The organism is Aeromicrobium sp. Sec7.5 (genome assembly GCF_036867135.1).
Taxonomy (GTDB): Bacteria; Actinomycetota; Actinomycetes; order Propionibacteriales; family Nocardioidaceae; genus Aeromicrobium.
In genome coordinates this window covers 1,653,602-1,676,214 of the sequence record NZ_JBAJIJ010000001.1, presented here as the reverse complement: position 1 = coordinate 1,676,214, position 22,613 = coordinate 1,653,602, and the positions used below count along the sequence as shown (strand labels likewise).

Annotated in this window: 26 protein-coding genes; 13 read left to right on the top strand and 13 right to left on the bottom strand. The window is 72.1% G+C overall.

The genetic code is table 11. The features are described 5' to 3' along the window. Nucleotide 1 precedes the first annotated feature (1 nt). The 5 genes from V6S66_RS08385 to V6S66_RS08365 form a co-directional block, all read right to left on the bottom strand. Entirely contained in the window at nt 2–1,042 is a 1,041-nt protein-coding gene (locus V6S66_RS08385; protein ID WP_334206292.1) for an NAD-dependent epimerase/dehydratase family protein, read from the bottom strand. Next, nucleotides 1,039–1,839 carry an S-methyl-5'-thioadenosine phosphorylase gene (locus tag V6S66_RS08380; protein WP_334206291.1) on the bottom strand — a complete coding sequence of 267 codons (801 nt, stop codon included), beginning with the start codon at nt 1,837–1,839 and terminating at the stop codon, nt 1,039–1,041. Before V6S66_RS08380 ends, V6S66_RS08385 begins: the two co-directional genes overlap by 4 nt. Nucleotides 1,840–1,851: 12 nt before the next feature. After that, a complete protein-coding gene (locus V6S66_RS08375) occupies nt 1,852–2,280 on the bottom strand; it encodes a hypothetical protein (RefSeq protein ID WP_334206290.1) in 429 nt (142 codons plus the stop codon). Then, complete coding sequence (locus V6S66_RS08370) at nt 2,277–3,491, bottom strand: molybdopterin-dependent oxidoreductase (protein WP_334206289.1); 1,215 nt, start codon at nt 3,489–3,491, stop codon at nt 2,277–2,279. Before V6S66_RS08370 ends, V6S66_RS08375 begins: the two co-directional genes overlap by 4 nt. A gap of 138 nt (nt 3,492–3,629) precedes the next feature. Continuing rightward, nucleotides 3,630–4,319, bottom strand: coding sequence for a hypothetical protein (locus tag V6S66_RS08365; protein WP_334206288.1), 690 nt, complete (start codon nt 4,317–4,319; stop codon nt 3,630–3,632). Nucleotides 4,320–4,513: 194 nt separating this feature from the next. Between V6S66_RS08365 and modA the strand changes: the two genes are divergently transcribed. From modA to V6S66_RS08340, 5 genes are read left to right on the top strand one after another with little or no spacing between them, the layout of a single operon-like run. Then, complete coding sequence (gene modA / locus V6S66_RS08360) at nt 4,514–5,233, top strand: molybdate ABC transporter substrate-binding protein (RefSeq protein WP_334206287.1); 720 nt, start codon at nt 4,514–4,516, stop codon at nt 5,231–5,233. Then, nucleotides 5,230–6,015: an ABC transporter permease gene (locus tag V6S66_RS08355; RefSeq protein WP_334206286.1), complete on the top strand. Its 786-nt coding sequence runs from the start codon at nt 5,230–5,232 to the stop codon at nt 6,013–6,015. The genes modA and V6S66_RS08355 overlap by 4 nt, the downstream gene beginning before the upstream one ends. Then, entirely contained in the window at nt 6,012–7,076 is a 1,065-nt protein-coding gene (locus V6S66_RS08350) for a sulfate/molybdate ABC transporter ATP-binding protein (protein ID WP_334206285.1), read from the top strand. The genes V6S66_RS08355 and V6S66_RS08350 overlap by 4 nt, the downstream gene beginning before the upstream one ends. A gap of 33 nt (nt 7,077–7,109) precedes the next feature. After that, a complete protein-coding gene (gene moaC / locus V6S66_RS08345) occupies nt 7,110–7,589 on the top strand; it encodes a cyclic pyranopterin monophosphate synthase MoaC (RefSeq protein ID WP_334206284.1) in 480 nt (159 codons plus the stop codon). Next, nucleotides 7,586–7,819 (top strand): MoaD/ThiS family protein, encoded by a 234-nt coding sequence (locus tag V6S66_RS08340; RefSeq protein WP_334206283.1) that lies wholly within the window; start codon nt 7,586–7,588, stop codon nt 7,817–7,819. Before moaC ends, V6S66_RS08340 begins: the two co-directional genes overlap by 4 nt. Here V6S66_RS08340 and V6S66_RS08335 read toward each other — a convergent pair. Genes V6S66_RS08335 through V6S66_RS08320 form a run of 4 tightly spaced genes read right to left on the bottom strand, consistent with a single transcriptional unit; the run spans nt 7,774 to nt 10,061 of the window. Next, nucleotides 7,774–8,265, bottom strand: a complete 492-nt coding sequence (locus tag V6S66_RS08335) for a molybdenum cofactor biosynthesis protein MoaE (protein ID WP_334206282.1) — start codon at nt 8,263–8,265, stop codon at nt 7,774–7,776. The two genes, V6S66_RS08340 and V6S66_RS08335, sit on opposite strands and share 46 nt — an antisense overlap. Continuing rightward, nucleotides 8,262–8,765 carry a MogA/MoaB family molybdenum cofactor biosynthesis protein gene (locus tag V6S66_RS08330; RefSeq protein ID WP_334206281.1) on the bottom strand — a complete coding sequence of 168 codons (504 nt, stop codon included), beginning with the start codon at nt 8,763–8,765 and terminating at the stop codon, nt 8,262–8,264. Before V6S66_RS08330 ends, V6S66_RS08335 begins: the two co-directional genes overlap by 4 nt. A gap of 40 nt (nt 8,766–8,805) precedes the next feature. Continuing rightward, nucleotides 8,806–9,843 (bottom strand): GTP 3',8-cyclase MoaA, encoded by a 1,038-nt coding sequence (gene moaA / locus V6S66_RS08325; protein ID WP_334206280.1) that lies wholly within the window; start codon nt 9,841–9,843, stop codon nt 8,806–8,808. Between the two features lie 38 nt (nt 9,844–9,881). Next, complete coding sequence (locus tag V6S66_RS08320) at nt 9,882–10,061, bottom strand: hypothetical protein (protein ID WP_334206279.1); 180 nt, start codon at nt 10,059–10,061, stop codon at nt 9,882–9,884. Nucleotides 10,062–10,245: 184 nt separating this feature from the next. On the opposite strand from V6S66_RS08320, the gene V6S66_RS08315 reads away from it, so the two are divergent. From V6S66_RS08315 to V6S66_RS08280, 8 genes are all read left to right on the top strand, one after another. Then, nucleotides 10,246–11,406, top strand: coding sequence for a DUF1611 domain-containing protein (locus V6S66_RS08315; RefSeq protein WP_334206278.1), 1,161 nt, complete (start codon nt 10,246–10,248; stop codon nt 11,404–11,406). After that, nucleotides 11,403–12,497 carry an alanine/ornithine racemase family PLP-dependent enzyme gene (locus V6S66_RS08310; protein ID WP_334206277.1) on the top strand — a complete coding sequence of 365 codons (1,095 nt, stop codon included), beginning with the start codon at nt 11,403–11,405 and terminating at the stop codon, nt 12,495–12,497. The genes V6S66_RS08315 and V6S66_RS08310 overlap by 4 nt, the downstream gene beginning before the upstream one ends. After that, nucleotides 12,494–13,687, top strand: coding sequence for a dipeptidase (locus tag V6S66_RS08305; protein WP_334206276.1), 1,194 nt, complete (start codon nt 12,494–12,496; stop codon nt 13,685–13,687). Before V6S66_RS08310 ends, V6S66_RS08305 begins: the two co-directional genes overlap by 4 nt. 43 nt (nt 13,688–13,730) lie before the next feature. Further along, nucleotides 13,731–14,348 carry a dihydrofolate reductase family protein gene (locus V6S66_RS08300; protein WP_334206275.1) on the top strand — a complete coding sequence of 206 codons (618 nt, stop codon included), beginning with the start codon at nt 13,731–13,733 and terminating at the stop codon, nt 14,346–14,348. Nucleotides 14,349–14,381: 33 nt separating this feature from the next. Next, complete coding sequence (locus V6S66_RS08295) at nt 14,382–15,296, top strand: bile acid:sodium symporter family protein (RefSeq protein ID WP_334206274.1); 915 nt, start codon at nt 14,382–14,384, stop codon at nt 15,294–15,296. 9 nt (nt 15,297–15,305) lie between these two features. Next, on the top strand, nt 15,306–16,079 hold the full coding sequence (locus V6S66_RS08290) for an inositol monophosphatase family protein (RefSeq protein ID WP_334206273.1): 774 nt from the start codon (nt 15,306–15,308) through the stop codon (nt 16,077–16,079). Further along, the gene (locus V6S66_RS08285) at nt 16,076–16,660 is read left to right on the top strand and encodes a TIGR00730 family Rossman fold protein (protein ID WP_334206272.1); all 585 of its coding nucleotides are present in this window, start codon (nt 16,076–16,078) and stop codon (nt 16,658–16,660) included. Before V6S66_RS08290 ends, V6S66_RS08285 begins: the two co-directional genes overlap by 4 nt. Before the next feature lie 111 nt (nt 16,661–16,771). Continuing rightward, nucleotides 16,772–17,944: a glycosyltransferase family 4 protein gene (locus V6S66_RS08280; protein ID WP_334206271.1), complete on the top strand. Its 1,173-nt coding sequence runs from the start codon at nt 16,772–16,774 to the stop codon at nt 17,942–17,944. A 268-nt stretch (nt 17,945–18,212) separates the two neighbouring features. Here V6S66_RS08280 and rocD read toward each other — a convergent pair whose 3' ends face one another. Genes rocD through V6S66_RS08260 form a run of 4 tightly spaced genes read right to left on the bottom strand, consistent with a single transcriptional unit; the run spans nt 18,213 to nt 22,407 of the window. Continuing rightward, nucleotides 18,213–19,424, bottom strand: coding sequence for an ornithine--oxo-acid transaminase (rocD, locus tag V6S66_RS08275; RefSeq protein WP_334206270.1), 1,212 nt, complete (start codon nt 19,422–19,424; stop codon nt 18,213–18,215). A 9-nt stretch (nt 19,425–19,433) separates the two neighbouring features. Next, nucleotides 19,434–20,057: a DUF1775 domain-containing protein gene (locus V6S66_RS08270; RefSeq protein WP_334206269.1), complete on the bottom strand. Its 624-nt coding sequence runs from the start codon at nt 20,055–20,057 to the stop codon at nt 19,434–19,436. Continuing rightward, nucleotides 20,054–21,691, bottom strand: a complete 1,638-nt coding sequence (locus V6S66_RS08265; protein ID WP_334206268.1) for a copper resistance CopC/CopD family protein — start codon at nt 21,689–21,691, stop codon at nt 20,054–20,056. The genes V6S66_RS08270 and V6S66_RS08265 overlap by 4 nt, the downstream gene beginning before the upstream one ends. Then, entirely contained in the window at nt 21,688–22,407 is a 720-nt protein-coding gene (locus V6S66_RS08260; protein ID WP_334206267.1) for a YcnI family copper-binding membrane protein, read from the bottom strand. The genes V6S66_RS08265 and V6S66_RS08260 overlap by 4 nt, the downstream gene beginning before the upstream one ends. Nucleotides 22,408–22,613 lie beyond the last annotated feature (206 nt).

Below are 22,613 nucleotides of genomic sequence, written 5' to 3'. Positions count from 1 at the left end.
GTCAGCGCGTGCGGAGCGGATCGGTCGCGAGTCGGGCCAGTCCGACCTCGGGTGCAATCTCGGCCGTGAAGCCGAGGCCCGCCGTGGCGGCCGCGGGGGACGCCACGACGTGACGCACGTCGAAGCGTCGGTAGTCACCCGTGAGCACCGGTGGGTCGCCGCCGGCCGCGCGCGCGAGCGTCGAGGCCATCTCGCCGATCGTGAACGTCCGGCCGGACGCCACGTTGTAGGCGGTCAGGCCGGTCGGGTGGTGCGCGACCTGCTCGATCGCGAGCACGTTCGCCCGGGCGACGTCGCTCACGTGCACGAAGTCGCGCACCTGTCGACCGTCCTCGAAGACGCGAGGCGCCTCACCACGGGCGATCGCGGACCGGAAGATCGCCGCGACGCCGGAGTAGGGGGTGTCCGCCGGCATGCCGGGGCCGTACACGTTGTGATAGCGCAGGGCGATCGCACGGCTGGCCTGGAGCGTGCACCAGGCGGAGGCGTAGTGCTCCTGGGCGACCTTGGACGCGGCGTAGCTCGTGCGGGGGAGGAAGGGCGTGTCCTCGTCGATCTCCCGCCAGGTGATGTCACCACCGCAGCGGGGGCACCGAGGGTCGAAGCGGCCGGCCTGGAGGTCGTCGTCCTCGCGCACGGCCGGTGGCACGTCGCCGTCGATCGCACAGGTGTACCGGCCATCGCCGTAGACCACCATCGACGACGCCATGACCAGGTCGTCGACGCCGGTCCGAGCCATGGCCGCGAGCAGGCGGGCCGAGCCGGCGTCGTTGTGCTCGGCGTAGGCCGGCAGGTCCTGGGCGTCGACGCCGTTGCCGACCATCGCGGCCTGGTGGCACACGACGTCGATGCCGTCGAGCAGGTCGTCGACGTCGTCGGTGCGCAGGTCGCGGCGTGCGATCGCCGGATCGGGCTCGACATCGGGTCCGTGAGCGGCGGCGAGGTAGGCGTCCACGCCGATGACCTCGTGCCCGCGGGCTCGCGCCTGCTCGGCGATGTGCGTCGCGATGAAGCCGGCAGCGCCCGTGAGCAGGATCCTCACGGCAGCTCGATCGGCAGCGTCATGCCGTCGACCGCGGCGCCGCAGGAGCAGTCGCGGGCTCCCACGGCCCCGACGACCGAGCGCAGCGCGCTCTTCAGGGTGTCGGTGTGCGAGGAGAAGACGGCGAAGACCTCGTCCATGCTGACGGAGGTCGCCGAGTCCACCCCGGCGTCGTGGTCGGTCACGAGAGCGACAGGCGCGTAGCAGAGCGCGAGCTCGCGCGCGAGGACCGCCTCGGGGTGTCCGGTCATGTTGATGACCGCCCCGCCTTGGGCGGCGTACCACTGCGACTCCGCGCGGGTGGAGAAGCGCGGGCCCTCGATCACGACCATCGTGCCGCCGTTGACCGGGTCGTTCCCCGCCAGCCCGTCGACCAGGTGGGTGCGCAGGCGCGGGCAGTACGGATCGGCGAACGAGACGTGCACGGCGCCCTCGTCGTAGTACGTCTGGACGCGCGCCGACGTGCGGTCGACGAGCTGGTCGGGCACCAGGAACGTGCCCGGACCGTGCTCCGGCCGCAGCCCTCCGACCGCGCAGGGGGCCAGGACCTGCCGCACCCCCAGGCTGCGCAGCGCCCAGAGGTTGGCCCGGTAGGGGACCTGGTGGGCCGGGAACTGGTGATGGGGTCCGTGTCGGGGCAGGAAGGCGACGCTACGGCCGTCGACCGAGCCCACGGAGATGGGTGCCGACGGAGGTCCGTAGGGGGTGTCGACCTCGATGGGCTCGGGGTCGTCGAGGAACGTGTAGAAGCCGGAGCCGCCGATGACGGCGATCTCGGGGCGGTCGAGGGTGCTCACACCCCGAGTTTGTCAGTCCTCGGCGGTCGCGGCAGGCGTGGCCGTCCGTGATCGTCGCTGCAGGGCGACGACCAGCGCCACGGCGAACAGCACCGCGGTGAGGACCAGCCAGCTCGCGAGGTAGGGCCGGTTCAGGATCGTGTCGTTGTCGGGCTTGCCTCCCTGACCGCTCAGCACCGGGATGAACACGACCGTGAGCGTCGACCACACGAGGAAGGCGATCGCCATCGGCGCGCGTGCGTACCGCGGCAGCAGACGCGCCACGACGACGACGATCGCGATCGTGAGCGGCGCGAGCACGGCGTCGTGCACGACGATCCCTCCGCCCAGCCAGATGCCGGCCGAGACGAGTCGCTCCGAGGTGAAGTCGCGCATGAGCCACACACCCCAGAGACCGAAGCCGACTCCGGCGACCACGAGGAGCGCGCGTGCGGCCTTCATGACTTCACCTCGAGCTGACGGACCCACTTGGTCTGCAGCACACCGGGCCGGTTGGGCGCGATGATGCGGCACGGGTAGCCGTGGTCGAGGCTCAGGGTCTCGCCGTTGAGCTCCAGGGCCAACATCGTCCGGGGGTCGTCGATGAACGCCGCGGGGAGCACGGACGTGCCGAACGCTCCCTTGGTCTGCAGCGACCGCACGACCACGTCGGACCGCGGCTCGCCGCCGGCCATCTCGATCAGGTCGCGGACCGAGACACCGGTCCACGAGGCGCTGCGGCTCCACCCCTCCACGCAGGCGATGGGCAGCTCGTGGGTCTGCTGGGGAAGCGCCGCGAGCTGGTCGCGGTCCAGCGTCAGGGTCGTGCCGTTGACGATGAGCTCCAGCACGAAGGCCGGATCGGCCGCGGCCTCGGCAGCACCTGCAGCCTTGGCGGTGCGGTTGACCGGCAGGTCCTGGGGTCCCTCTCCGTCGCGCACGGCGAACACCGAGATCTTGCGCAGGAACGGGACGGTCTGGCCCGCGGTCAGCAGCACGGCGAGACCGGAGGAGGCGAAGGCGCCCAGCATCACGGTCCGGCGGGTCACGGACTCGTTCTCGCCTGGGGATTCGTCCTCGGGCTCGGACCCGGGCTCGACGGCGGTGGGATCGTCCTCGGGCCCGTTGATCGGCGCCCCGAGGGCCTCGCGGATGACGGGCAGCTTGACGGCGATGTGGACCAGCAGCGAGCCGATGGCGACCCAGGCCACGGCGTTGTGGGTGGCGCGGAAGCTGAAGTCCCAGGGGTACCACTGGGCGATATTGAGCAGGCCGCTCGCGAGCATGAAGATCGACGAGCCCACGAGCGCACCGATCGAGGCCCGCTCGAGCGCCTCGACCACGAGTGCGCGGGGACCGTGGGGCGGTCGGATGAAGAAGCGGGGGAACGCCGACCAGAGCTTGACCAGCAGCAGCGGGATCGCGGCGATGCCGCTGATCACGTGGAGTCCCTGGGTGATGCGGTAGAGCTGGGTGGGCTGCGGGCCGATCGGCAGCCAGCCCGGCGGGTCGTACTGGGCGTGGCTCCAGAGCCCGGTCAGGAAGCAGATGCCGAACGCCACGCCGAGCGCGACACCGACACGTGCGGTGAGCTGCGTGCCACGGGCACGGCTCTCGAAGTCCTCCGGACGCGGGATGCGCCGCTCGATGTCCTCGACGGTGGGAAGTCTCATGCCGTCGTCACCTCCTCACGCACGCGCGGTGGTCGGACCAAGTGGCCTGACCTGGAACCTACCCTGCCCGAACGCCAGTGCCCCGGCCCCACGAGGGGACCGGGGCACTGGATTCGATCAGGTTCGATCAGACGAGGCTCAGGAAGCCGGCGTCGTGTTGACCGTGATCTTGGCGATGCCGACGAGGAGCGCGTCGGTCACGGCGTCGGTGCCGAAGGTGCTGTTCAGCAGCTCCGCGGCGACCGGCGAGATGAAGACCTTGGTGCCCTCGAGGATGGCGGTGTCACCCTCGGTCTGCAGCGGCTTCAGCGTGGCGCCACGCAGCTGGAACAGGAACGCGCTGGCGACAACGGTCTCGCCGTTGACCGAGACGTCGCCGTAGACACGCGAGATGCCCGGGTCCACGTTGAAGTTGGTCAGCTCGACGACGGTGTCGCCGGCGGTCAGCGACAGGCCGGAACCCTCGTGCTGGACCTGGCCGATGACGTAGGGCTTGGCGGTGCCGGGCTCGAAGTAGGTGACGTTGCCACCGGTGATCGGGAAGTTGATCGAGCCGTCGGCCAGGGTCGCGGTGCCCACGGTGCCCGGCGTCAGGCCGAGGGTCGTGAGGGCCTCGGCGAAGCCGGCGTCCAGGAGGATGCCGGTGTCGACGCCCGAGAGAGCGTTGATGCGAGCGACGGGCTTGGCGATGTCGGAGTCGGAGCTGGAGCTCGAGCTCGACGTGTCGTCCTCGGTGGACGAGCAGGCGGCCAGGGGGAGTGAAGCCACGGCGGCGATCGCGAGGCCGGTCATGACCTTGCGGGTCTTCAGCGTCTTGAAGGCGCTCATGATGAATCCTTTGTTCGTCTGGCGGGGTGTACATGGATGTTTCGCCGCTGGGTGGAGACCGGATTGGTCGATCACGAGAAAGTTCTGGACAGGACTACGCTCCAGCCATGACCGAGTGGGCGGGGAACGGGCGTGGAACGCGGCAGCGCACCCCTTACAGATCACTGCGATCCCAGCGGTTTCGGTGCGTCGCGGTGGGGGTCCTGCTCCTGGCCATGACGGCCTGTGCGGGCGCCGATCGGGTCGAGAAAAAAACTTTGGTCGTCTTCGCCGCGGCGTCCCTGCAGGCCACCTTCGCGGAGGTGGAGGCCGAGTTCGAGGCCGAGAACCCAGGGGTGGACGTCAAGCTGAGCTTCGGCGGCTCCTCGGACCTGGTCACCCAGATCCTGGGGGAGGCGCCGGTCGACGTGTTCGCCTCGGCGGACCTGGCGACCATGGCCAAGCTCGGGGACCGCGCGATCGATCCGCAGGACTTCGCCACCAACACGCTCCAGATCGTGGTGCCCCCGGGCAACCCGGCCGGCATCGAGACGTTCGACGACCTGGCCGCGGCGGACCTGCGCCTCGTCGTCTGCGCCGCCGACGTCCCGTGTGGCAGTGCGACGCAGAAGGTCGCCGCTGCTGCCGGCGTCGAGCTGAGCCCGGACAGCCAGGAGCAGTCCGTCACCGACGTGCTCGGGAAGGTGGTCGCAGGGGAGGCCGACGCGGGACTGGTCTACGTCACCGACGTGGCCGCGGCAGGCGACACCGTCGAGGGCATTGCGTTCCCCGAGGCCGCCAGCGTCGTCAACACCTATCCCATCGCCCGCGTGCAGGGGGCGGAGCAGGAGGAGCTCGCGCGCGCGTTCATCGAGATGGTCCTGGGCGAGACCGGTCGTCGCGTGCTGGGCGACGCCGGATTCGGGACGCCGTGACGGGGCGCGGCGTCGGCCTGCCCCGGTGGCTGTACGTACCGGCCATGCTCGGCGTGGTCTTCGTGCTGCTGCCGCTGGTCGCGATGGTCAGCCGGGTCGACTGGGGCGACTTCGGTTCGCTCGTGGGCTCGGCATCGGCACGCGACGCACTGTGGCTGAGCCTGCGCACCAGCGGCACGAGCACGGTGCTGTGTGTCCTGCTGGGCGTGCCGATGGCGGTCGTCCTGGCTCGCACCTCGTTCCGGGGCCAGGGCATCCTGCGAGCTCTGGTCCTGCTGCCACTCGTGATCCCACCTGTCGTCAGCGGCATCGCCCTGCTCTACACGTTCGGCCGGCGCGGTCTGCTCGGTCCCACCTTCGAGGTGCTCGGCCTCGACATCGCGTTCTCGACCGCAGCGGTCGTGATGGCGCAGACCTTCGTGTCGCTGCCCTTCCTCGTGATCTCGTTGGAGGGCGCCCTGCGGACGGCCGGGCAGCGGTACGAGGTGGTGGCGGCGACCCTCGGTGCGGCACCCACGACCGTCTTCCGGCGCATCACGCTGCCGCTGGTGCTGCCGGGCCTGCTCGGTGGCGCCGTCCTGGCGTTCGCGCGGGCCCTCGGCGAGTTCGGTGCCACCATCACCTTCGCGGGATCACTGCAGGGCACCACGACGACCCTGCCGACGCAGATCTACCTCGAGCGGTTCGCGGACCCGGACTCGGCCGTGGCGCTCTCGCTCGTGCTCGTCGTGGTGGCCGTCCTCGTGATCGGTGTCGCTCGCCCCGGACGGGGCGCGTCATGACGACCACCTCCGAGTCGGGTCTGGTCGTCGACGTCGCGGTCGGCCCGCGCGACGTGGTCGTCCGGCTCGAGGTCGGCCCGGGGGAGAGCGTGGCCCTGCTCGGACCGAACGGCGCGGGGAAGTCCACGGTGCTCGGCACGGTCGCCGGACTCGTGGCGCCGACCTCGGGCCACGTCACCTCGGCCGGCCGCGAGATCACGCGCGTCGAGCCGCACCGCCGCAAGGTCGCGCTCCTCGCGCAGGAACCGCTGCTCTTCCCGCACCTCTCCGTGCTCGACAACGTCGCATTCGGACCGCGATCCAGCGGTGCCGGCCGTGTCGCCGCCCGAGCCGCGGCGCTCACCCACCTGCGCGAGGTCGGTGTCGACGACCTCGCGGACCGGCGGCCCGCCCAGCTCAGCGGCGGACAGGCGCAGCGCGTCGCCGTCGCGCGTGCGCTGGCGGCCGAGCCCGAGGTCCTGCTGCTCGACGAGCCGATGGCCGCGCTCGACGTCGACGCGGCGCCCGTCGTCCGGCAGGTCCTGCGGGCGACCCTGGCCGAGCGAACGGTCCTCCTCGTGACCCACGACCCCGTGGACGCCCTGCTGCTCGCGGACCGGGTCGTCGTCCTGCAGCGGGGACGCGTGGTGGAGGAGGGACCCAGCCACGAGGTCCTCACCCGACCGCGCAGTGCCTTCGCGGCACGGGTCGCGGGCCTGAACCTGGTGGCCGGCCGATGGGAGGACGGTGCCGTGGTCCACGCGGACGCCGTCGTGACGGGTCTGCCCTCGGCCTCGGCGCCGGCCGAGCACGAGCCCGCCGTCGCGGTCTTCTCGCCGTCGGCGGTGTCGGTGTACGCCGAGGCCCGCGCCGGCAGCCCGCGCAACGGTCTGGCCGCCGTGGTGACCGAGGTCGAGCCGATCGGCGACCGGGTTCGGGTCAGGACCCGGGTCGGCTCGCTCGCGATCGCGGCCGAGGTGACGCCGTCCGCCGCGGCCGAGCTGGACCTCGTCCCGGGGAGCCACGTGCACCTCGCGGTCAAGGCCGTCGAGGTCGCGGTGCACGCGGCTCGCCGGTCCTGAGGTCGACCCGTGACCGTCTGGGAGGATCGCCCCATGGACTTCACGCACCTCGACGAGGCCGGTCACGCCCGGATGGTCGACGTCACCGCCAAGGAGCCCACGGTCCGGTCCGCCACGGCGCGGGGCGCGGTGGCGTGCTCCGCAGAGGTCGTGGCGGCACTGCGCTCCGGCACGGTGCCCAAGGGCGACGTGCTGGCCGTGGCGCGGATCGCGGGCATCCAGGCCGCGAAGGCCACGCCGACGCTGCTTCCCCTGGCCCACGTGATCGGGGTGCACGGTGTGACGGTGGACCTGGAGATCACCGACACGGGTGTCGAGATCGCGGCCACGGTGCGCACGGCGGACCGCACCGGCGTGGAGATGGAGGCGCTCACCGCCGTCGCGGTCTCCGGGCTCGCGGTCGTCGACATGGTCAAGGGCACCGACCGCTCGGCGAGCCTCGAGCACGTGCGGGTCGTGGCCAAGTCCGGCGGTCGGTCGGGCGACTGGTCGCGGCCAGGGGAGCCGGCGTGATCGAGGTCCGCTACTTCGCGGCCGCCCGCCACGCCGCGGGAGTCGCGTGCGAGACGCGGCACGAGTCGACGGTGGGGGAGATGCGTGCCGCGATGGTGCGCGACCATCCGGCGCTGGAGCGGCTGCTCGGCCACTGCGCCCTGCTGGTCGACGGGACCCGCCGCGAGGACGGGCACACGCTCGATCAGGCGGTCACGGCCGACGTGCTGCCACCGTTCGCCGGCGGCTGATCCTCGCCGAGGCCCTTCCACGTCGATCGTCCGGAGGCGTCGACCTGACGCTTCCAAATCGGTAGGTCGGTCTTGATGGTCTCGATGAGCTCGCGACAGACCTCGAACGCGAGAGCGCGGTGGGGCGAGGCGACGGCGACGACGACGGCCGCGTCGCCGACGGCCAGCGATCCGGAGCGGTGGCTGACCGCGATCCGCACGTCCTGCCCCGCGGCGACGCGGACGGCGATGTCGGCCAGCGCGCGCTCGGCGTCGGGGTGCGCCTCGTACTCGAGGAGCTCGACCTCGCCCTGGGCCTCCGGGTCGTGGTCGCGCACCTGGCCGACGAAGGTCGCCACGGCGCCTGCCGCTGCGTGGGAGACCGCGGTCAGGTGTGCGGCGACGTCGAGCGGCGTGGTCGTGACCTCGGCCAGCACGATCTCCGGCTGTAGCTTGTCGGGGCTCATGCGTGATCGCCGCCGTCGAGCTGGGCGATGGCGTGCGGCGCGACGGCCAGCACGACCGGAACCGCTGACCTGACGGCCGCCGTCGAACCGGACACGTTGACCACGAGCGCGCCGGAGCCGGAGGGTCCGTCGACGACTCCCGCCAGACCGCGCGACAGCATGCCGCCGGGCGTCTCGAGCGTCGCGAGGCGACGGATCTCCTCCACGAGGCCGGGCAGCTGGCGGGTGAGGACGGGCGCGGTGCCCTCCGGGGTGAGGTCGCGCGGCCCGATCCCGGTGCCCCCGGTCGTGACCACCAGGCGCGCGCCGTCGACGATCGCGGCGCGGAGCGCACCTTCGACCGACGCGGCGCCGTCGGGAACCACGGTGGCGGCCGCGCAGGTGAACCCGGCGCCCTCGAGGAGTGCCACGGCCAGTGGCCCGCTGCGGTCCTCACTCACACCGGACGACGCTCGGTCGGAGACCGTGATCACGGTGGCGCGCACGCCGGAGTGGCTCATGTCACCAGCATCCCATCAGCTGCGTCCCGACCCCGCGGGGTCAGCCGCCGATCGCGTTCATGCCCCGGACGGGCTGGAGGAAGAGCGGGTCGTTGATCGCGTGGCCGGCCAGCTTGGCCCCGACCGAACGCCGCAGCACGGTCTCGACAGCGACGTCGCGGTCGGCCTCCGGCAGCGTCTCGTCGCGCAGCGACTGCAGCAGGTCGAGCTCGTCCGTCGCGAACAGGCAGCTGCGGACCTGGCCGTCGGCGGTGAGCCGCAGGCGGTTGCACGCCGAGCAGAACGGGGCTGTGACCGAGGCGATCACGCCGACCGTGTGCGGGCCGGTGTCGAGCACGAACCGCTCGGCCGGCGCGTCACCGCGCCCCGGGACCGGGGCCAGCGACCACCGCTCACCCAGGACGGCCAGGATCTCGTCACGGGTCAGCATCGTGGATCGGTCCCACTGGTGTCCGGCGTCCAGCGGCATCTGCTCGATGAACCGCATCTCGGCGTCGTGGGCGACCGCCAGCTCGACCAGGTCGACGAGCTCGTCGTCGTTGACGCCGCGCATCGCGACCGCGTTGAGCTTGAGAGGTCGCAACGACGAGGCGGCAGCGGCTCCGATGCCCTCGAGCACGTCGGCGAGCCGGTCGCGCTTGGTCAGGGACAGGAACCGGTCGGCCCGCACCGTGTCGATGCTGATGTTGACGCGCGACAGACCGGCCGCCACGAGCTCGTCGATGCGCGAGGCGAGGCCGATGCCGTTGGTCGTCAGGGTGACCTCGACGGGTGCCCCGCCGCTGCGCAGCGCGGCCACGCGGCTCACGATCTCGGCCAGGTCGACGCGCAGGAGGGGCTCGCCGCCGGTGAGTCGGAACGAGGTCACGCCGAGATCAGCGGCCACGCGGGCGACGTGCGCGATCTCGTCGGCCGACATGATGCTCGAGCGCGTGAGCCACACGTTGCCCTGCTCGGGCATGCAGTACGTGCAGCGCAGGGAGCAGCGGTCGGTCAACGAGATGCGCAGGTCGGTGTGGACCCGGCCGAAGGAGTCGACCAGGCCGGTGCCGCTCGTAGGTTCCACGCCGAGGCTCATCGGTTCCAGCGTAGTCCGCGCCGTGCAGCCCGGCTGAGTCAGTGGGGGCGGGTCCAGACGAAGTGGAACGAGTGGTTGCGGGGGTCGGCCGTCGTGCTGAAGTGCTGCAGCGACCAGCCCTCGTCGGTCCAGAGCAGCATGTGACGGTCGACGGCCTGGTTGTCGACGCCCTCGTCGAGGGGAAGGATCAGGGAGGAGTGTCGGAGCCGCTGCGCCATGGCCGAAGGCTACCGTCGCGGGCCGTGACCTCGTCGAGACGGACGGAACGGTGCGATCCCACTGGTATCCTGAGGGGGTCGGCATCTCGCCGCACTCAGGGAAGACTCTTACGTCGACCGTCCGGCCCGCTGGCCTTTCTCTCTTTTTGGGACGCCTCCTCTGAAGGACCTCCCGAGGAGACCCATGATTCCCCCCGTTCCCCGTTCCGACCTCGGCGCGCGCCTGCGGGCCGTGCCCGGCGTCGCGGCGTCGCTGCCCACCGGCAGCACCGCCATCACGTACTGCGAGGGCCAATTCGGTGAGCAGGACGGCAAGACGGCCAACGGGCTCGTGCGCCACTCCGAGAAGTACCAGATCCTCAGCGTCATCGACAGCCGTCAGGCCGGTGCGGACGCGGGCGAGTTCCTCGACGGCACGCCGAACGGCATCCCGGTGCTGGCGAGCCTGGACGACGCCGTCGCGGCAGCCGGGTTCGTCCCGGACTACCTGATCTGCGGCGTCGCGCCGGCCGACGGCCTGCTGTCGACGGCCCAGCGCCTGGTGCTGCTCGACGGCATCTCCCGCGGCATGCACGTCATCAACGGGCTGCACGAGTTCCTCAACGAGGACGCCGAGTTCGTGGCGGCGAGCCTGCTGGCGAACGTGACGATCACCGACATCCGGCGTCCGAAGGAGACCAAGGACCTCCACCTGTTCTCCGGTCGGATCTTCGACGTCACCTGCCCGCGGATCGCGGTGCTCGGCACTGACGGCGCGATCGGCAAGCGCACGACCTCCACGCTGCTGGTCCAGGCGCTCAACTCGGTGGGGATCAGGGCCGTCATGGTCGGCACGGGGCAGACGACCTTGATCCAGGGCGGCAAGTACGGCGCCGCTCTCGACGCACTCGTGCCGCAGTTCATCTCGGGCGAGGTCGAGAACCAGGTCGTGCTCGCCTTCGAGAACGAGGACCCGGACGTCATCGTGGTCGAGGGGCAGGGCGCGCTCAGCCACCCGGCCTACCTGACCTCCGGCCACATCCTGCGCGGCAGCCGGCCGCAGGCCGTCATCGTGCAGCACGCGCCGAAGCGGGAGGTCCTGGGTGACTTCCCGATGGTCGCGATGCCGACCGCCGCGAGCGAGGTCGCGCTGATCGAGGCCTTCGCCGACACGAAGGTCATCGGCATCACGGTCAACCACGAGCGCATGACCGACGACGAGATCAGCGATGCCATCGTGACGCTCGAGCTCGAGCTCGGCCTCCCGGCGACCGACCCCCTGACGCGTCCCCTCGACCGCCTGGTCGACATGGTGCTGCTGGCATTCCCGGAGCTCGAGGCTCGCCTCGCCCCGGTCGCTCGGTGACGGCGCCCCGGCTCGACGTCGACCTCGACCTGGTCGCCCAGAACACACGGGTCCTCGTGGACCGGCTCGCACCGCGGGGCATTCGGGTCACGGGCGTGTCCAAGGCGTCACTGGGGTCGAGCGAGGTCGCCGCCGCCATGGTGCGGGGCGGGGCGACGGCGATCGGTGACTCCCGCGTCGAGAACCTCGAGCGCCTCCGCGCGGGCGACCGCCTCACGCCGCTGACCCTGATCAGGTCGCCGATGCTGAGCCAGGTCGACCGCGTCGTCCGCAGCAGCGACATGAGCCTCAACACCGAGACCGTCGTGCTCGCGGCGCTGTCGGCCGCCGCCCTCCGCGAGCAGGTGTCGCACGACGTCGTGCTGATGGTCGAGCTCGGCGACCTGCGCGAGGGCGTGGCCGTCGACGAGGTCGTCGGCCTCGCCGCCACGGTGGCGGGCCTGGCGGGGTTGCGTCTGGCCGGACTCGGCACCAATCTCGCGTGCCGCAGCGGCATCGTCCCCGACCAGGACAAGATGGACCAGCTCTCGGCCCTGGTCGACCTCGTCGAGGCGCGCGTGGGTCACCCGATGACGATCGTGACGGGGGGCAACTCCGCCAACCTCGACTGGGCCTTCGGCTCCGGTGACGTCGGTCGGGTCGACGAGCTCCGGCTGGGGGAGTCCATCCTGCTTGGCACCGAGCCGCTCCACCGCCAGGTCGTCGCCGGCCTGCGTACCGATGCGTTCACGCTGGTGGCCGAGGTCATCGAGGTGCAGACCAAGCCGGGCCAGTCCTGGGGAGCCGTCGGCCAGGACGCCTTCGGGAGGACCCCGGAGCGCGGCAGGCCCGGCCGTGTCCGGCAGGCGATCGTCGCCCTCGGGCGACAGGACGTCGATCCCGAGGGCGCCACGCCGCCCGCTGGCATGACCGTGCTGGCGGCCAGCAGCGACCACCTCGTCCTCGACGTCGGTGACCACGGCATCGTGGTGGGCGACGAGATCACCTTCCAGCTCGACTACAGCGCCCTCGTCCGCGCCATGACGTCGCCGTTCGTGCACGTCCGGCCGACCGGGACGACCACATCGCTGCCCACCCAAGGAGCCGCATGACGACCACGCAGGCCGAACAGCTCGCCCGGGCCTCGGCGATCCTGAAGCGGCAGCCGATCATCGACGGCCACAACGACCTGCCGTGGGTCGCGCGCGAGGTCGCCGACTACGACCTGGAGGCGCTCGACCTCCACGACACCGCCGACCTCACGCACACCGACCTGCGTCGGCTGCGCGCCGGACACGTGGGCGCGCAGTTCTGGTCCGTGTGGGTCCCGACCGACCTGGCCGACGACGGTGCCCTCGTGGCGACGCTCGAGCAGATCGACTTCGTGCACCAGATGATCGCCGCCTACCCCGGTGACTTCCGCCTCGCCGTCACCGCCGACGACGTGATGGCCGCGCAGGAGGAGGGGCGCATCGCGTGCCTGATCGGTGCCGAGGGTGGTCACTCGATCGGCAACTCCCTCGGTGCGCTCCGGACCCTCCACATGCTGGGGGTCCGCTACCTCACGCTGACGCACGACCGCAACGTCCCGTGGGCCGACTCCGCGACCGACGTCCCCGCGGCCCACGGACTCACCCGGTTCGGCCGGGAGATCGTGGCCGAGATGAACCGGATCGGCATGCTGGTCGACCTGTCGCACGTCTCGATCGAGACCATGAACGACGCCCTCGACGTGACCGAGGCGCCCGTCATCTTCAGCCACTCGTGCTGTCGCGCCCTGGTCGACCACCCGCGCAACGTGCCCGACGAGGTGCTGCACCGACTGCGGGACAACGGTGGCCTGTGCATGGTCAGCTTCGTGCCGGAGTTCGTGTCGGCCGAGTACCACGCCTGGCAGGTGCGCCTGGAGGATCATCTTCGACTCCGGGGCGTCGCGGGCGGCACCCGCGGATCGCGCGAGGGGGCTCGCCAGGAGTTCATCGCCGCCGACCCGCCGCCCCGCACGACCCTGAGCCAGGTCGCCGACCACCTCGAGCACGCGAGGTCGATCGTCGGCATCGAGGGCATCGGCATCGGTGGCGACTACGACGGCACGCCGGACTTCCCGGACGACCTACCGGACGTGTCGGGCTACCCGGCACTCTTCGCCGAGCTCGTGGCGCGCGGCTGGTCGGACGCCGACTGCGAGCTGCTCGCGGGCGGCAACGTGCTGCGGGTCATGCGGGCGGCCCTGCCCGTCGCGGAGCGCCTCGGGGCGTCACGGCGCCCGTCGCGCATGCGGATGGGTGCCGAGCCGGCCTGATCATGGCTAGTCTGCGAGCACCAGCGAGCTCGAGGAGTCGACCATGGTGCACGTGACCGCCAACGTGATGGTCTCGCTCGACGGGTACGCCGCTGGTCCCGACCGGAGCCAGACCAGCGAGAGTCCCTTCGGCGACTGCGACTTCGAGATGTTCGCGCGCTGGAGGTTCGGCGACGTCGACGCCAACGCGGCCGAGATCGGGTCGGCCGTCGGCGCCGATGCCTACGTGATGGGCCGCAACATGTTCACTCCCGGCCGCGGCGAGCACGACCTCGGCTGGACCGGCTGGTGGGGCGACGACCCGCCCTACCGCGCCCCGGTGTTCGTGGTGACCCACCACGAGCGGGAGCCGCTGGCGATGGCCGGAGGGACGACGTTCACGTTCGTGACGAGCGGCCTCAGGGACGCCTTCCATCGCGCTGTGGCCGTGGCCGGCGACCGTGCCGGCGAGGGGGGACGTGTCTCGATCGCGGGTGGGGTCACGACCCTCAACCAGTGCCTGGCGGCAGGTCTGGTCGACGAGCTGCGCCTGCACGTGGCCCCCGTGGTGTTCGGCGGCGGTCAGCGCCTGTTCGACGGGGTGCCGGGCGTCCGGCTCGAGCAGGTCTCCTGCCGTGCCACCGAGCACGTGACGCACCTGGTCTACCGGGTGCTGCACTAAGGATGTGACCTGCATCTCACCTAGGGTGGTTCGATGAACGACTCGGCCCTCATCACGACCGGGCTGCCGGTGGCGCTGGCGATCATCATGTTCGGCCTCGGCCTCAGCCTGACGGTGGGCGACTTCCGGCGGGTGGCGCGATCGCCGCGTGCGGTCGTGGTGGCGCTCGTGATCCAGGTCCTGGTGCTGCCGGTCATCGCGTTCGGACTCGTCACGGCGTTCGACCTCGACCCGTTGCTCGCCGTCGGCGTGATGCTCCTCGCGGCCTCGCCCGGTGGCACCACCGCGAACCTGTTCAGCCACCTCTTCCACGGCGACGTGGCGCTCAACGTGACGTTGACGGCGGTCAATTCCGTGCTCGCGGCCATGACGATCCCGCTGGTCACGAACTTCGCGATCAGCTACTTCGACGCGGACGGTGAGCTGGGCCTCCAGCTGGGCAAGGTCGTGCAGGTCGTGGCGATCGTGCTGGTCCCGGTCGCGATCGGGATGGCGGTCCGCCGACGCAGCGCGGCGTTCGCCGCCCGCGCTGACCGCCCCGTCCGGGTGTTCTCCATCGCTGTGCTCGTGGCCGTCTCGATCGGCGCGATCCTGGGGGAGCGGGAGAACATCGCCGACTACGTCCAGCAGGTCGGGATCGTGGCCGGCCTGTTCTGCCTGATCAGCCTGAGCCTCGGCTACCTCGGCGCCCGGGTCCTGCGGCTCGACCACGCCCAGGCCGTCGCGACCTCGATGGAGATCGGCATCCACAACACGACCATCGCGCTGACGATCGCGCTGAGCGTCCTCGACAGCACCGAGGTGGCGATCCCGGCCGCGGTCTACTCGATCCTCATGTACGTCCTGGCCACGGCGTTCGGCTTCGCGATCACGGCCGGCCGTCGGCCGGGCTCCGCCGATCCTGCGACCCGTGCCCGGCCCGACGGCGTGTCGGGGCCGACCGGCTAGGGTCTGGCCGTGACCCTGATCGACGACGCCCAGCTCGCCGCCCGACTCGTCACCGACGCCGCACGGCTCGCCGCGCACATGCGGACCGACGGCCTCGAGGTCGCGAGGAAGACCTCGGTCTCCGACGTCGTGACCGACGCCGACCACGCCGCCGAGGAGCTCGTGGTGCAGGCGCTCACGACCGAACGGCCCGACGACGGGCTGCTCGGCGAGGAGGGCGCCGCCCGCGAGGGCACGTCGGGCCGCCGGTGGGTCATCGACCCGGTCGACGGCACCTACAACTTCGCCTCGGGCTCGGACTACTGGTGCTCGGCGATCGCCTTGACGGTCGACGACGTCGCGGTGCTCGGTGCGGTCGCGCACCACGCGAGCGGCACGGTCTGGGTCGGGGGGCCGGAGCTGCCCACGACCGCCAACGGGCAGCCGATCGACGCCCGCGAGGACGCTGAGCTGTCCGGTCTCAGCGTCGCGAGCTACCTGCACCCCAGCGGCATCGACCACGACCACGTGCGCGAGCCGTTCCTGCGCGCGGCGTCGGGCGCGGCGACCCTCCGGATGCTCGGCTCGGGCTCGATGGACCTGGTCGGGGTGGCCACCGGTCGCCTCGGGGCCTGGTTCCAGCACAGCACGCCGGCGTGGGACTGGCTCCCCGGTGCGGCGATCGTGGCGGGCGCGGGCTGCAGTGCCGTCCAGCTCGAGCTCGGGGGGCTGCTCTGGTCGACCGCCGGACCGCCCACGGCGGCGCGAGAGCTCACCGCGCGACTCACGGGGGAGCAGTCATGACCGGCCTGTCGTCCGTCGCGGTGTTCTGCGGCTCGCGGTTCGGCACCGACCCGGCGTACGAGGCGGCAGCCGTCGAGGTCGGCCGCACGCTGGCCGAGCGGGGCATCACGCTGGTCTACGGCGGCGGCCGGGTGGGACTGATGGGCGCCGTCGCCGATGCCGCGGTGGCCGCCGGCGGTGAGGTGGTGGGCGTGATCCCGCGGTCGCTCGACGAGCGCGAGGTGGCCCACGCCGGACTGACCGAGCTGCACGTCGTCGAGACGATGCACGAGCGCAAGGCGATCATGGCCGAGCGGGCCGACGCCTTCCTGGCGCTGCCCGGCGGCATGGGCACGCTCGAGGAGATCACCGAGCAGTGGACCTGGACCCAGCTCGGCATCCACGCCAAGCGCAGCGCGTTCTACGACGTGGGCGGCTTCTGGCAGCCCCTCTCCACGCTGGTCGACTCGATGGTCGAGACCGGCTTCCTGACCGCCGAGCACGCGGCGCTCGTGAGCTTCGGCGCCGATCTCGTGCCGTTGTTGGACCTGCTCGGCCAGCCGCTGCCGGCGCAGCAGAAGGACTACGACACGCGTCCCTGATCCCGGCGTGCCCGCGACGTGACGCAGCCCACCCTCACGCGCACCCGCCGTTCGCCGACACGTCATCGTGACGTCTCCGTCCCGTCAGACGGCGCCTCGAACGTGGGTGGCATGAGGATTGCCATCGTCGCTGAGTCGTTCCTCCCGCAGACCAACGGAGTGGTCACGTCGGTGCTGCACGTGCTGCAGCACCTCGAGCGTCGTGGTGACGACGTCCTCGTGATCGTGCCGGACAGCACCGCGGGGAAGGTGCCGTCCGAGGTGCACGGCGCCCAGGTCGTCACGGTCCCGTCGTGGTCGCTTCCGATGTACCCGGACGTGCGCGTCGCGACGGGTGGCGTGGCGCGCCTGCAGCGCCTGCTCGAGGACTTCGGTCCCGACGTCGTCCACCTGGCCTCGCCGTTCGTGCTGGGCTGGCGGGCGACGCTCGCGGCCCGCGAGCTCGACGTGCCGACCGTCGCGATCTACCAGACCGACGTCCCGGCGTACGCCGCCGAGTACGGGATGCCGTGGGCCGAGCGTCTGCTGTGGCGTCGCGTGTGCGACATCCACGATCGCGCTGCGCTGACTCTCGCCCCGTCCTCGAGCGCGGTGGCCGCGCTCGAGGCGCAGGGGGTGCAGCGCATCCGCATCTGGCGACGGGGCGTCGACTCCGCGCGGTTCTCGCCCGACCACCGTGACGAGGCACTGCGCCGCGAGCTGGCCCCGAACGGCGAGAAGCTCGTTGGCTTCGTCGGCCGCCTGGCGCCCGAGAAGCAGGTCACGGACCTGGCCGCTCTCGCCGGCGTGCCGGGCATCCGGGTCGTGGTCGTCGGTGACGGGCCGGACCGCGCGAAGCTCGCGGCCGCGCTGCCGGGAGCCCACTTCACCGGCATGCTGCACGGGGCCGAGCTCGGGCGGCACGTCGCGAGCCTGGACGTCATGGTGCACCCGGGGGAGACGGAGACCTTCTGCCAGGTCGTGCAGGAGGGCCTCGCTGCGGGCGTCCCGGTCGTAGCAGTCGCGAAGGGCGGCCCGCTCGACCTCGTGGACCACAGCCGCACGGGCTGGCTCTACCCGCCCGGCGACCTGGCCGCCATGGCCAACCACGTCCGTGACCTCACCGGCGACGAGTCGAAGCGCCGCGCGTTCGGCACGGCGGCGCGCCGCGCCGTGCAGGACCGCCGATGGTCGTCGGTCTGCGGGGAGCTCGTCGGCCACTACGCCGCTGCGATCGAGGCCGGCCTCCCGGCCGAACCGTTCCCGCTCGGCCTGCTGCGCAAGCGGGGTCGCGCCCGCGCCTGACGGCTGGGCCCTGCCGGTCCCTGACAAGCGGCACCGACCGAAGGGTCTGACCTCGGCCGACGTCGGACGGGGGATGATGCATCGCGGTACCTCGCGCGTCCCGAATGCATCGTCCTCGGTCGCTGGAGGACACACGGTGATGCAGCGGGGTCGTCCTGGCTACCCGGATGCATCATCCTCGGTCCCACCGCGGACGCCCGCCGACCGCACGATCCGCCGATGGTCCATGCTGCTTGTCGGCACCACCAGCTCTGGCGGGTGACCCGCCCTATGCCTGCAGGGCCGTAGCGAGGGCGTCGACGGCGTGGTCGATCTCGTCGCGGGTGATGACGAGCGGGGGAGCCATCCGCAGCGTGCGCTCGTGCGTCTCCTTGCAGAGGACGCCCTGGTCGCGCAGCGCCATCGAGACCTCGCGGCCGGTCTTGGCGGCCGGGTCGATGTCGACCCCGGCCCAGAGGCCGCGGCCGCGGACGGCAGCGACGCCGTGGCCGACCAGGTCGTTCAGCCGGCCGTGCAGGTGGGCGCCGAGCTCGGTCGAACGCTCCTGGAACTCCCCGGTGCGCAGCAGGTCGACCACGGCGTGGCCGACCGCGGCGGCGACGGGGTACCCGCCGAAGGTCGAGCCGTGCTGGCCCGGCTTCAGGACGCCGAGCACGTCACGACGCCCGACCACGGCCGAGACCGGGATGATGCCGCCGCCGAGGGCCTTGCCCAGCGTGTAGAGGTCGGCCCGCACGCCCTCGTGGTCGAGCGCGAACAGGGTGCCGGTGCGGGCCAGGCCCGACTGGATCTCGTCGGCGATGAGCAGCACGTCGTTCTCGTCGCACGCCTCGCGGACGTCGGCCCAGAACCCCTCCGGCGGCACGACGACCCCGGCCTCGCCCTGGATCGGCTCCATCAGGACGGCCGCGGTGTTCGGGCCGATCGCGTCCCGCACGGCCTGCGCGTCGCCGTACGGCACGGTGACGAACCCGGGCGTGAACGGACCGTAGTTGTCGTGCGCCGCGGGATCGTCGGAGAACGAGACGATCGTGGTGGTGCGTCCGTGGAAGTTCCCGGCGGCCACGATGATCTCGGCCGAGTCGAAGGCGACGCCCTTGACCTCGTACGCCCACTTGCGCGCGACCTTGATGGCCGACTCGACGGCTTCGGCGCCGGTGTTCATCGTGAGGACCATCTCGGTCCCGGTCAGCTCGGCGAGGTCACGGCAGAAGGCGCCGAAGCGGTCGTTGTGGAACGCCCGCGACGTGAGGGTGAGCCGGTCGAGCTGGTCACGCACCGCCGCGATCAGGGCGGGGTGCCGGTGACCGAAGTTCAGTGCCGAGTAGCCGGAGAGGAAGTCCAGGTACCGGCGGCCCTCGACGTCGGTGACCCACGCACCCTCCGCCTCGGCGATCGCGACGGGCAACGGGTGGTAGTTGTGCGCCCCCCACGCGTCGTCCAGCTCGATCACGGACTGTGTCGTCAGATGCTCAGCCATGCCCCCACGCTAACGGCTCCCCGCACGGCCGCCGGCCAGGAGCGCGCGGGAGACGACGTAGGCGGCTCCGGCGAGCACCGTGAACATGATGGCGAGCTGGGTCGCGGACGCCCCTTCGTCGGGCAGGGCTGCCGGCGCAGGTGCCGCCGCGGGCGACACGACGTCGGCCAGGACGGCCTCGGTGGCGATGAGCCGAGGTGCGGGACGCTCCTCGGACTCCGAGGAGTCGGCCCAGTCGTACCCGTCGCCGTCGGCGCACGTCTGCCGCGTCGGGAAGAGCAGGGTCTGCCCGACCGACCCGGTGAGTCTGGCGACGACGGTAAAGCGGGGACTCGCCCCGTCGCCGATGCCGGGCCCGGTGAAGACGACGCGGGAGCCCCCGGGTGTCGCGGTCCAACCGTCCGGACCCGTGCCACCGACGATCTCGGCGCCCTCGGGCACCTCTACCGACAGCTCGACCGTGGGGGACGCGTCGCAGCTGTGGTCGAACGTGATCGTGAGCTCGACGGAGCCGTCACCGAGCGGCACGGCCTGTTCCAGCAGCACGTGGGCCGAGGCCGGCGCCACCCCGCACCACAGGAGGAAGGTCAGCACGGTCACGACGGCGGAGCCGCGGATGCTGGTCCTCGTCATTCGGTCACCTCCAGGGTGGCGGAGTCGGACGGGCGTTCGTAGACCGAGGTCCGCACGCCGACGTCGATGCGCCACGTCCCGGCGATCGGCAGGTCGATGCTGCCCTCGTAGGAGCCGGGGGAGACCGCGACGAGCTCGTGCCGGAACGGGCCGAGGTCGAACTCCTCGATCCCGACGGACACCTGTGGCGGCTCGACCGCCGTGACGGGACCGCCGGCGGAGTCGACCACCGTCAGCTGGGCGCTGTTGGTGCCGACGCCTCCGGGGGTCAGGACGAGCGTGGCCGTGATCCCGTCGCCGAGGTCGAGGTCGAGCTCAGCCGGCGCGGGGGTGGCGGACGCCGGAACGGGCTCGGCGATGCGCGGCACCTGGGTCACCATGCCGGCGGTCACGGCCGTGACGACGGCGACGAGCGCCACCTCGGCGGCGGTGGTGCGCCGCAGCGCGGTGAGGTCGATCGTGCGGTGGCTCCGCAGGTGGCGGAGGTTCCAGGCGGCGACCAGCACGATGCCCCCGACCAGCACGACCTTGACGATCAGGTGCACGCCGTAGGAGCTGTCCGGGAGGTCGCCCACCGTGGCGGGCACCCGCCACCAGAGCACGCCGCCCGAGACCGTCAGCACCGCGAACGACACGAGCGCGAGGGCGGAGAACCGGCGGACGGCCTGCTGCACCAGGGCGGCTCGGACCGCCCGTCCGGCCGTGAGCAGCAGCACGAGACCCACGATGCCCCCGGCCCACAGGGCGGCGGTGACCGTGTGGAGGACGTCGGCCGTGAGCACCACTGACACGGGCCCGAAGGTCCGGGTGTGACCGACGACGGCGAGGGAGCCCACGGCGACGGCCGCCGCGGCGAGCGCGAGCGCCGGGGCACGGCGCAAGGTCAGCACAGCGACGCCGAGCGCGCAGACCAGCAGGAGTGCTGCCGCTCCGGTCTCGGTCCGCCACGTCGTGCCCTCGATCAGGACGGCCCCGATGGCGCTGAGGGGGCTCGCGTTCTGCCAGAGCGTGGTCAGGGGGGCCAGCGCGACGGCCGCGAGCGCGGCCAGTCCGGCGGCGACACCCCCGGTCCGCAGCACGCGGCGACGTGCCGTCGACGAGTCACGCACGGCTGAGCCGGCCACGAGGAGTCCGAACGGGAGGAGCCCGGCGGCCACGAGGACGCCGCCGTAGCGGACGGCCTCGGCGGTCTTGCGGAGCAGGTCCACGTCGCGGGGGGCCTCGGTCGTCGCGATCTCGACCGTCGTGGCCGATGGCGCCCCGACCGAGAAGCTCAGGCCCCCCGCGATCGGGTGGCTGTCGGCCGAGATGACTCGCCACCCGACGACGTAGGTGCCGTCGGCCAGGGGAGCGTCGGGGGTGATCGTGACGACCTCGTCGGACGCACCGACGTCGGCAGCGACCGGCGTGCCGTCGCCAGCGAGCAGCTCGATGCCGTCGGTCAGGCGCACCGACTCGGTGAAGGTCAGGGTGATCTCGCCGGGCGCGTCGGACAGGACCTCGCCGTCCGCGGGGGTCGTGGACACGAGGGAGGCGTGCGCCGCTGCGGGCGACGCCAGGACGCCCGAGGCGAGCAGGAGCAGCCCGACGGGCACGGCGAGGAGCCGTGCCCGTCGGATCGTCGTGGAGATCACGACTTCGCGCCGCTCCTCACGAAGGCCGTGCCGCCGAGCAGGAGGCCGCCCGCACCCAGCGCCAGGGCGATCCAGCCCACGGGCCCGGCACCGCTGCCGGACTCGGACTCGTCGGCGGCCCGGGCGGGCTCGTCGGCGTCGTGACCGGCGCCGTGGCCCTCACCTGTGGCGGCGGTCAGCGTGAACGCCGGGGCCGGCGTGTCGGGCTCGGGCTCGCTCTCGACCGTCTCGTCGATCCACGCCGTCTCGCCGGTCTCACAGGTCTGGATCGTGGGGAAGGCGAGCTGGTCGCCCGCCTCGCCCTCGGGCAGCCTCAGCTGGAGCTCGAAGGCGTCGCGGTACCCGTCGGGCAACGGCGTGGTCGCGGTGTAGACGACCTCCGCGACCCGCTCGGTGTACTGGCCGCCGTGTCCGTCGTCGACGGGCTCGTCGAGCGCCTCCATGACCTTCTCGATCGTGTAGTCGGCGTGCCTGGTGGGCGTCACCGCGAAGATGCCGTCCGGGATCGAGATGCTGACCTTGGTCGTGGGCGAGCCCTCGCAGCCGTGTCCGTTGCTGAACGTCAGGACGGAGTAGGCGCCGGAGGCGGTCGTGCTCGGGGTGACGGTCACGTGAGCGCTCGCGGCACCGGCCGCGAGGACGGTGGTGCCCAGGCCGAGGGCGGCGCCGAGCCTGAGCCGCCTGACGGCGCGTGTGGGCAGGGTGAACTGGTTCATGCAGGTGGTCCTTCAGCGTTCGGTCGGGACGCCGCCACGCAGGGCGCGCGACGGCGACGGACGCACCGCGGGGTGCGTCCGGGGTGTCAGACGAACGACACGGGAGGACCTCGGCGGGTGACGGACCCGGTGAGGAGCGGAACCAGGACATGCGGCACGACCGCTGCCGCGGCGATCCGGCGGGCCACGAGGGGGCTCCGGCCGGC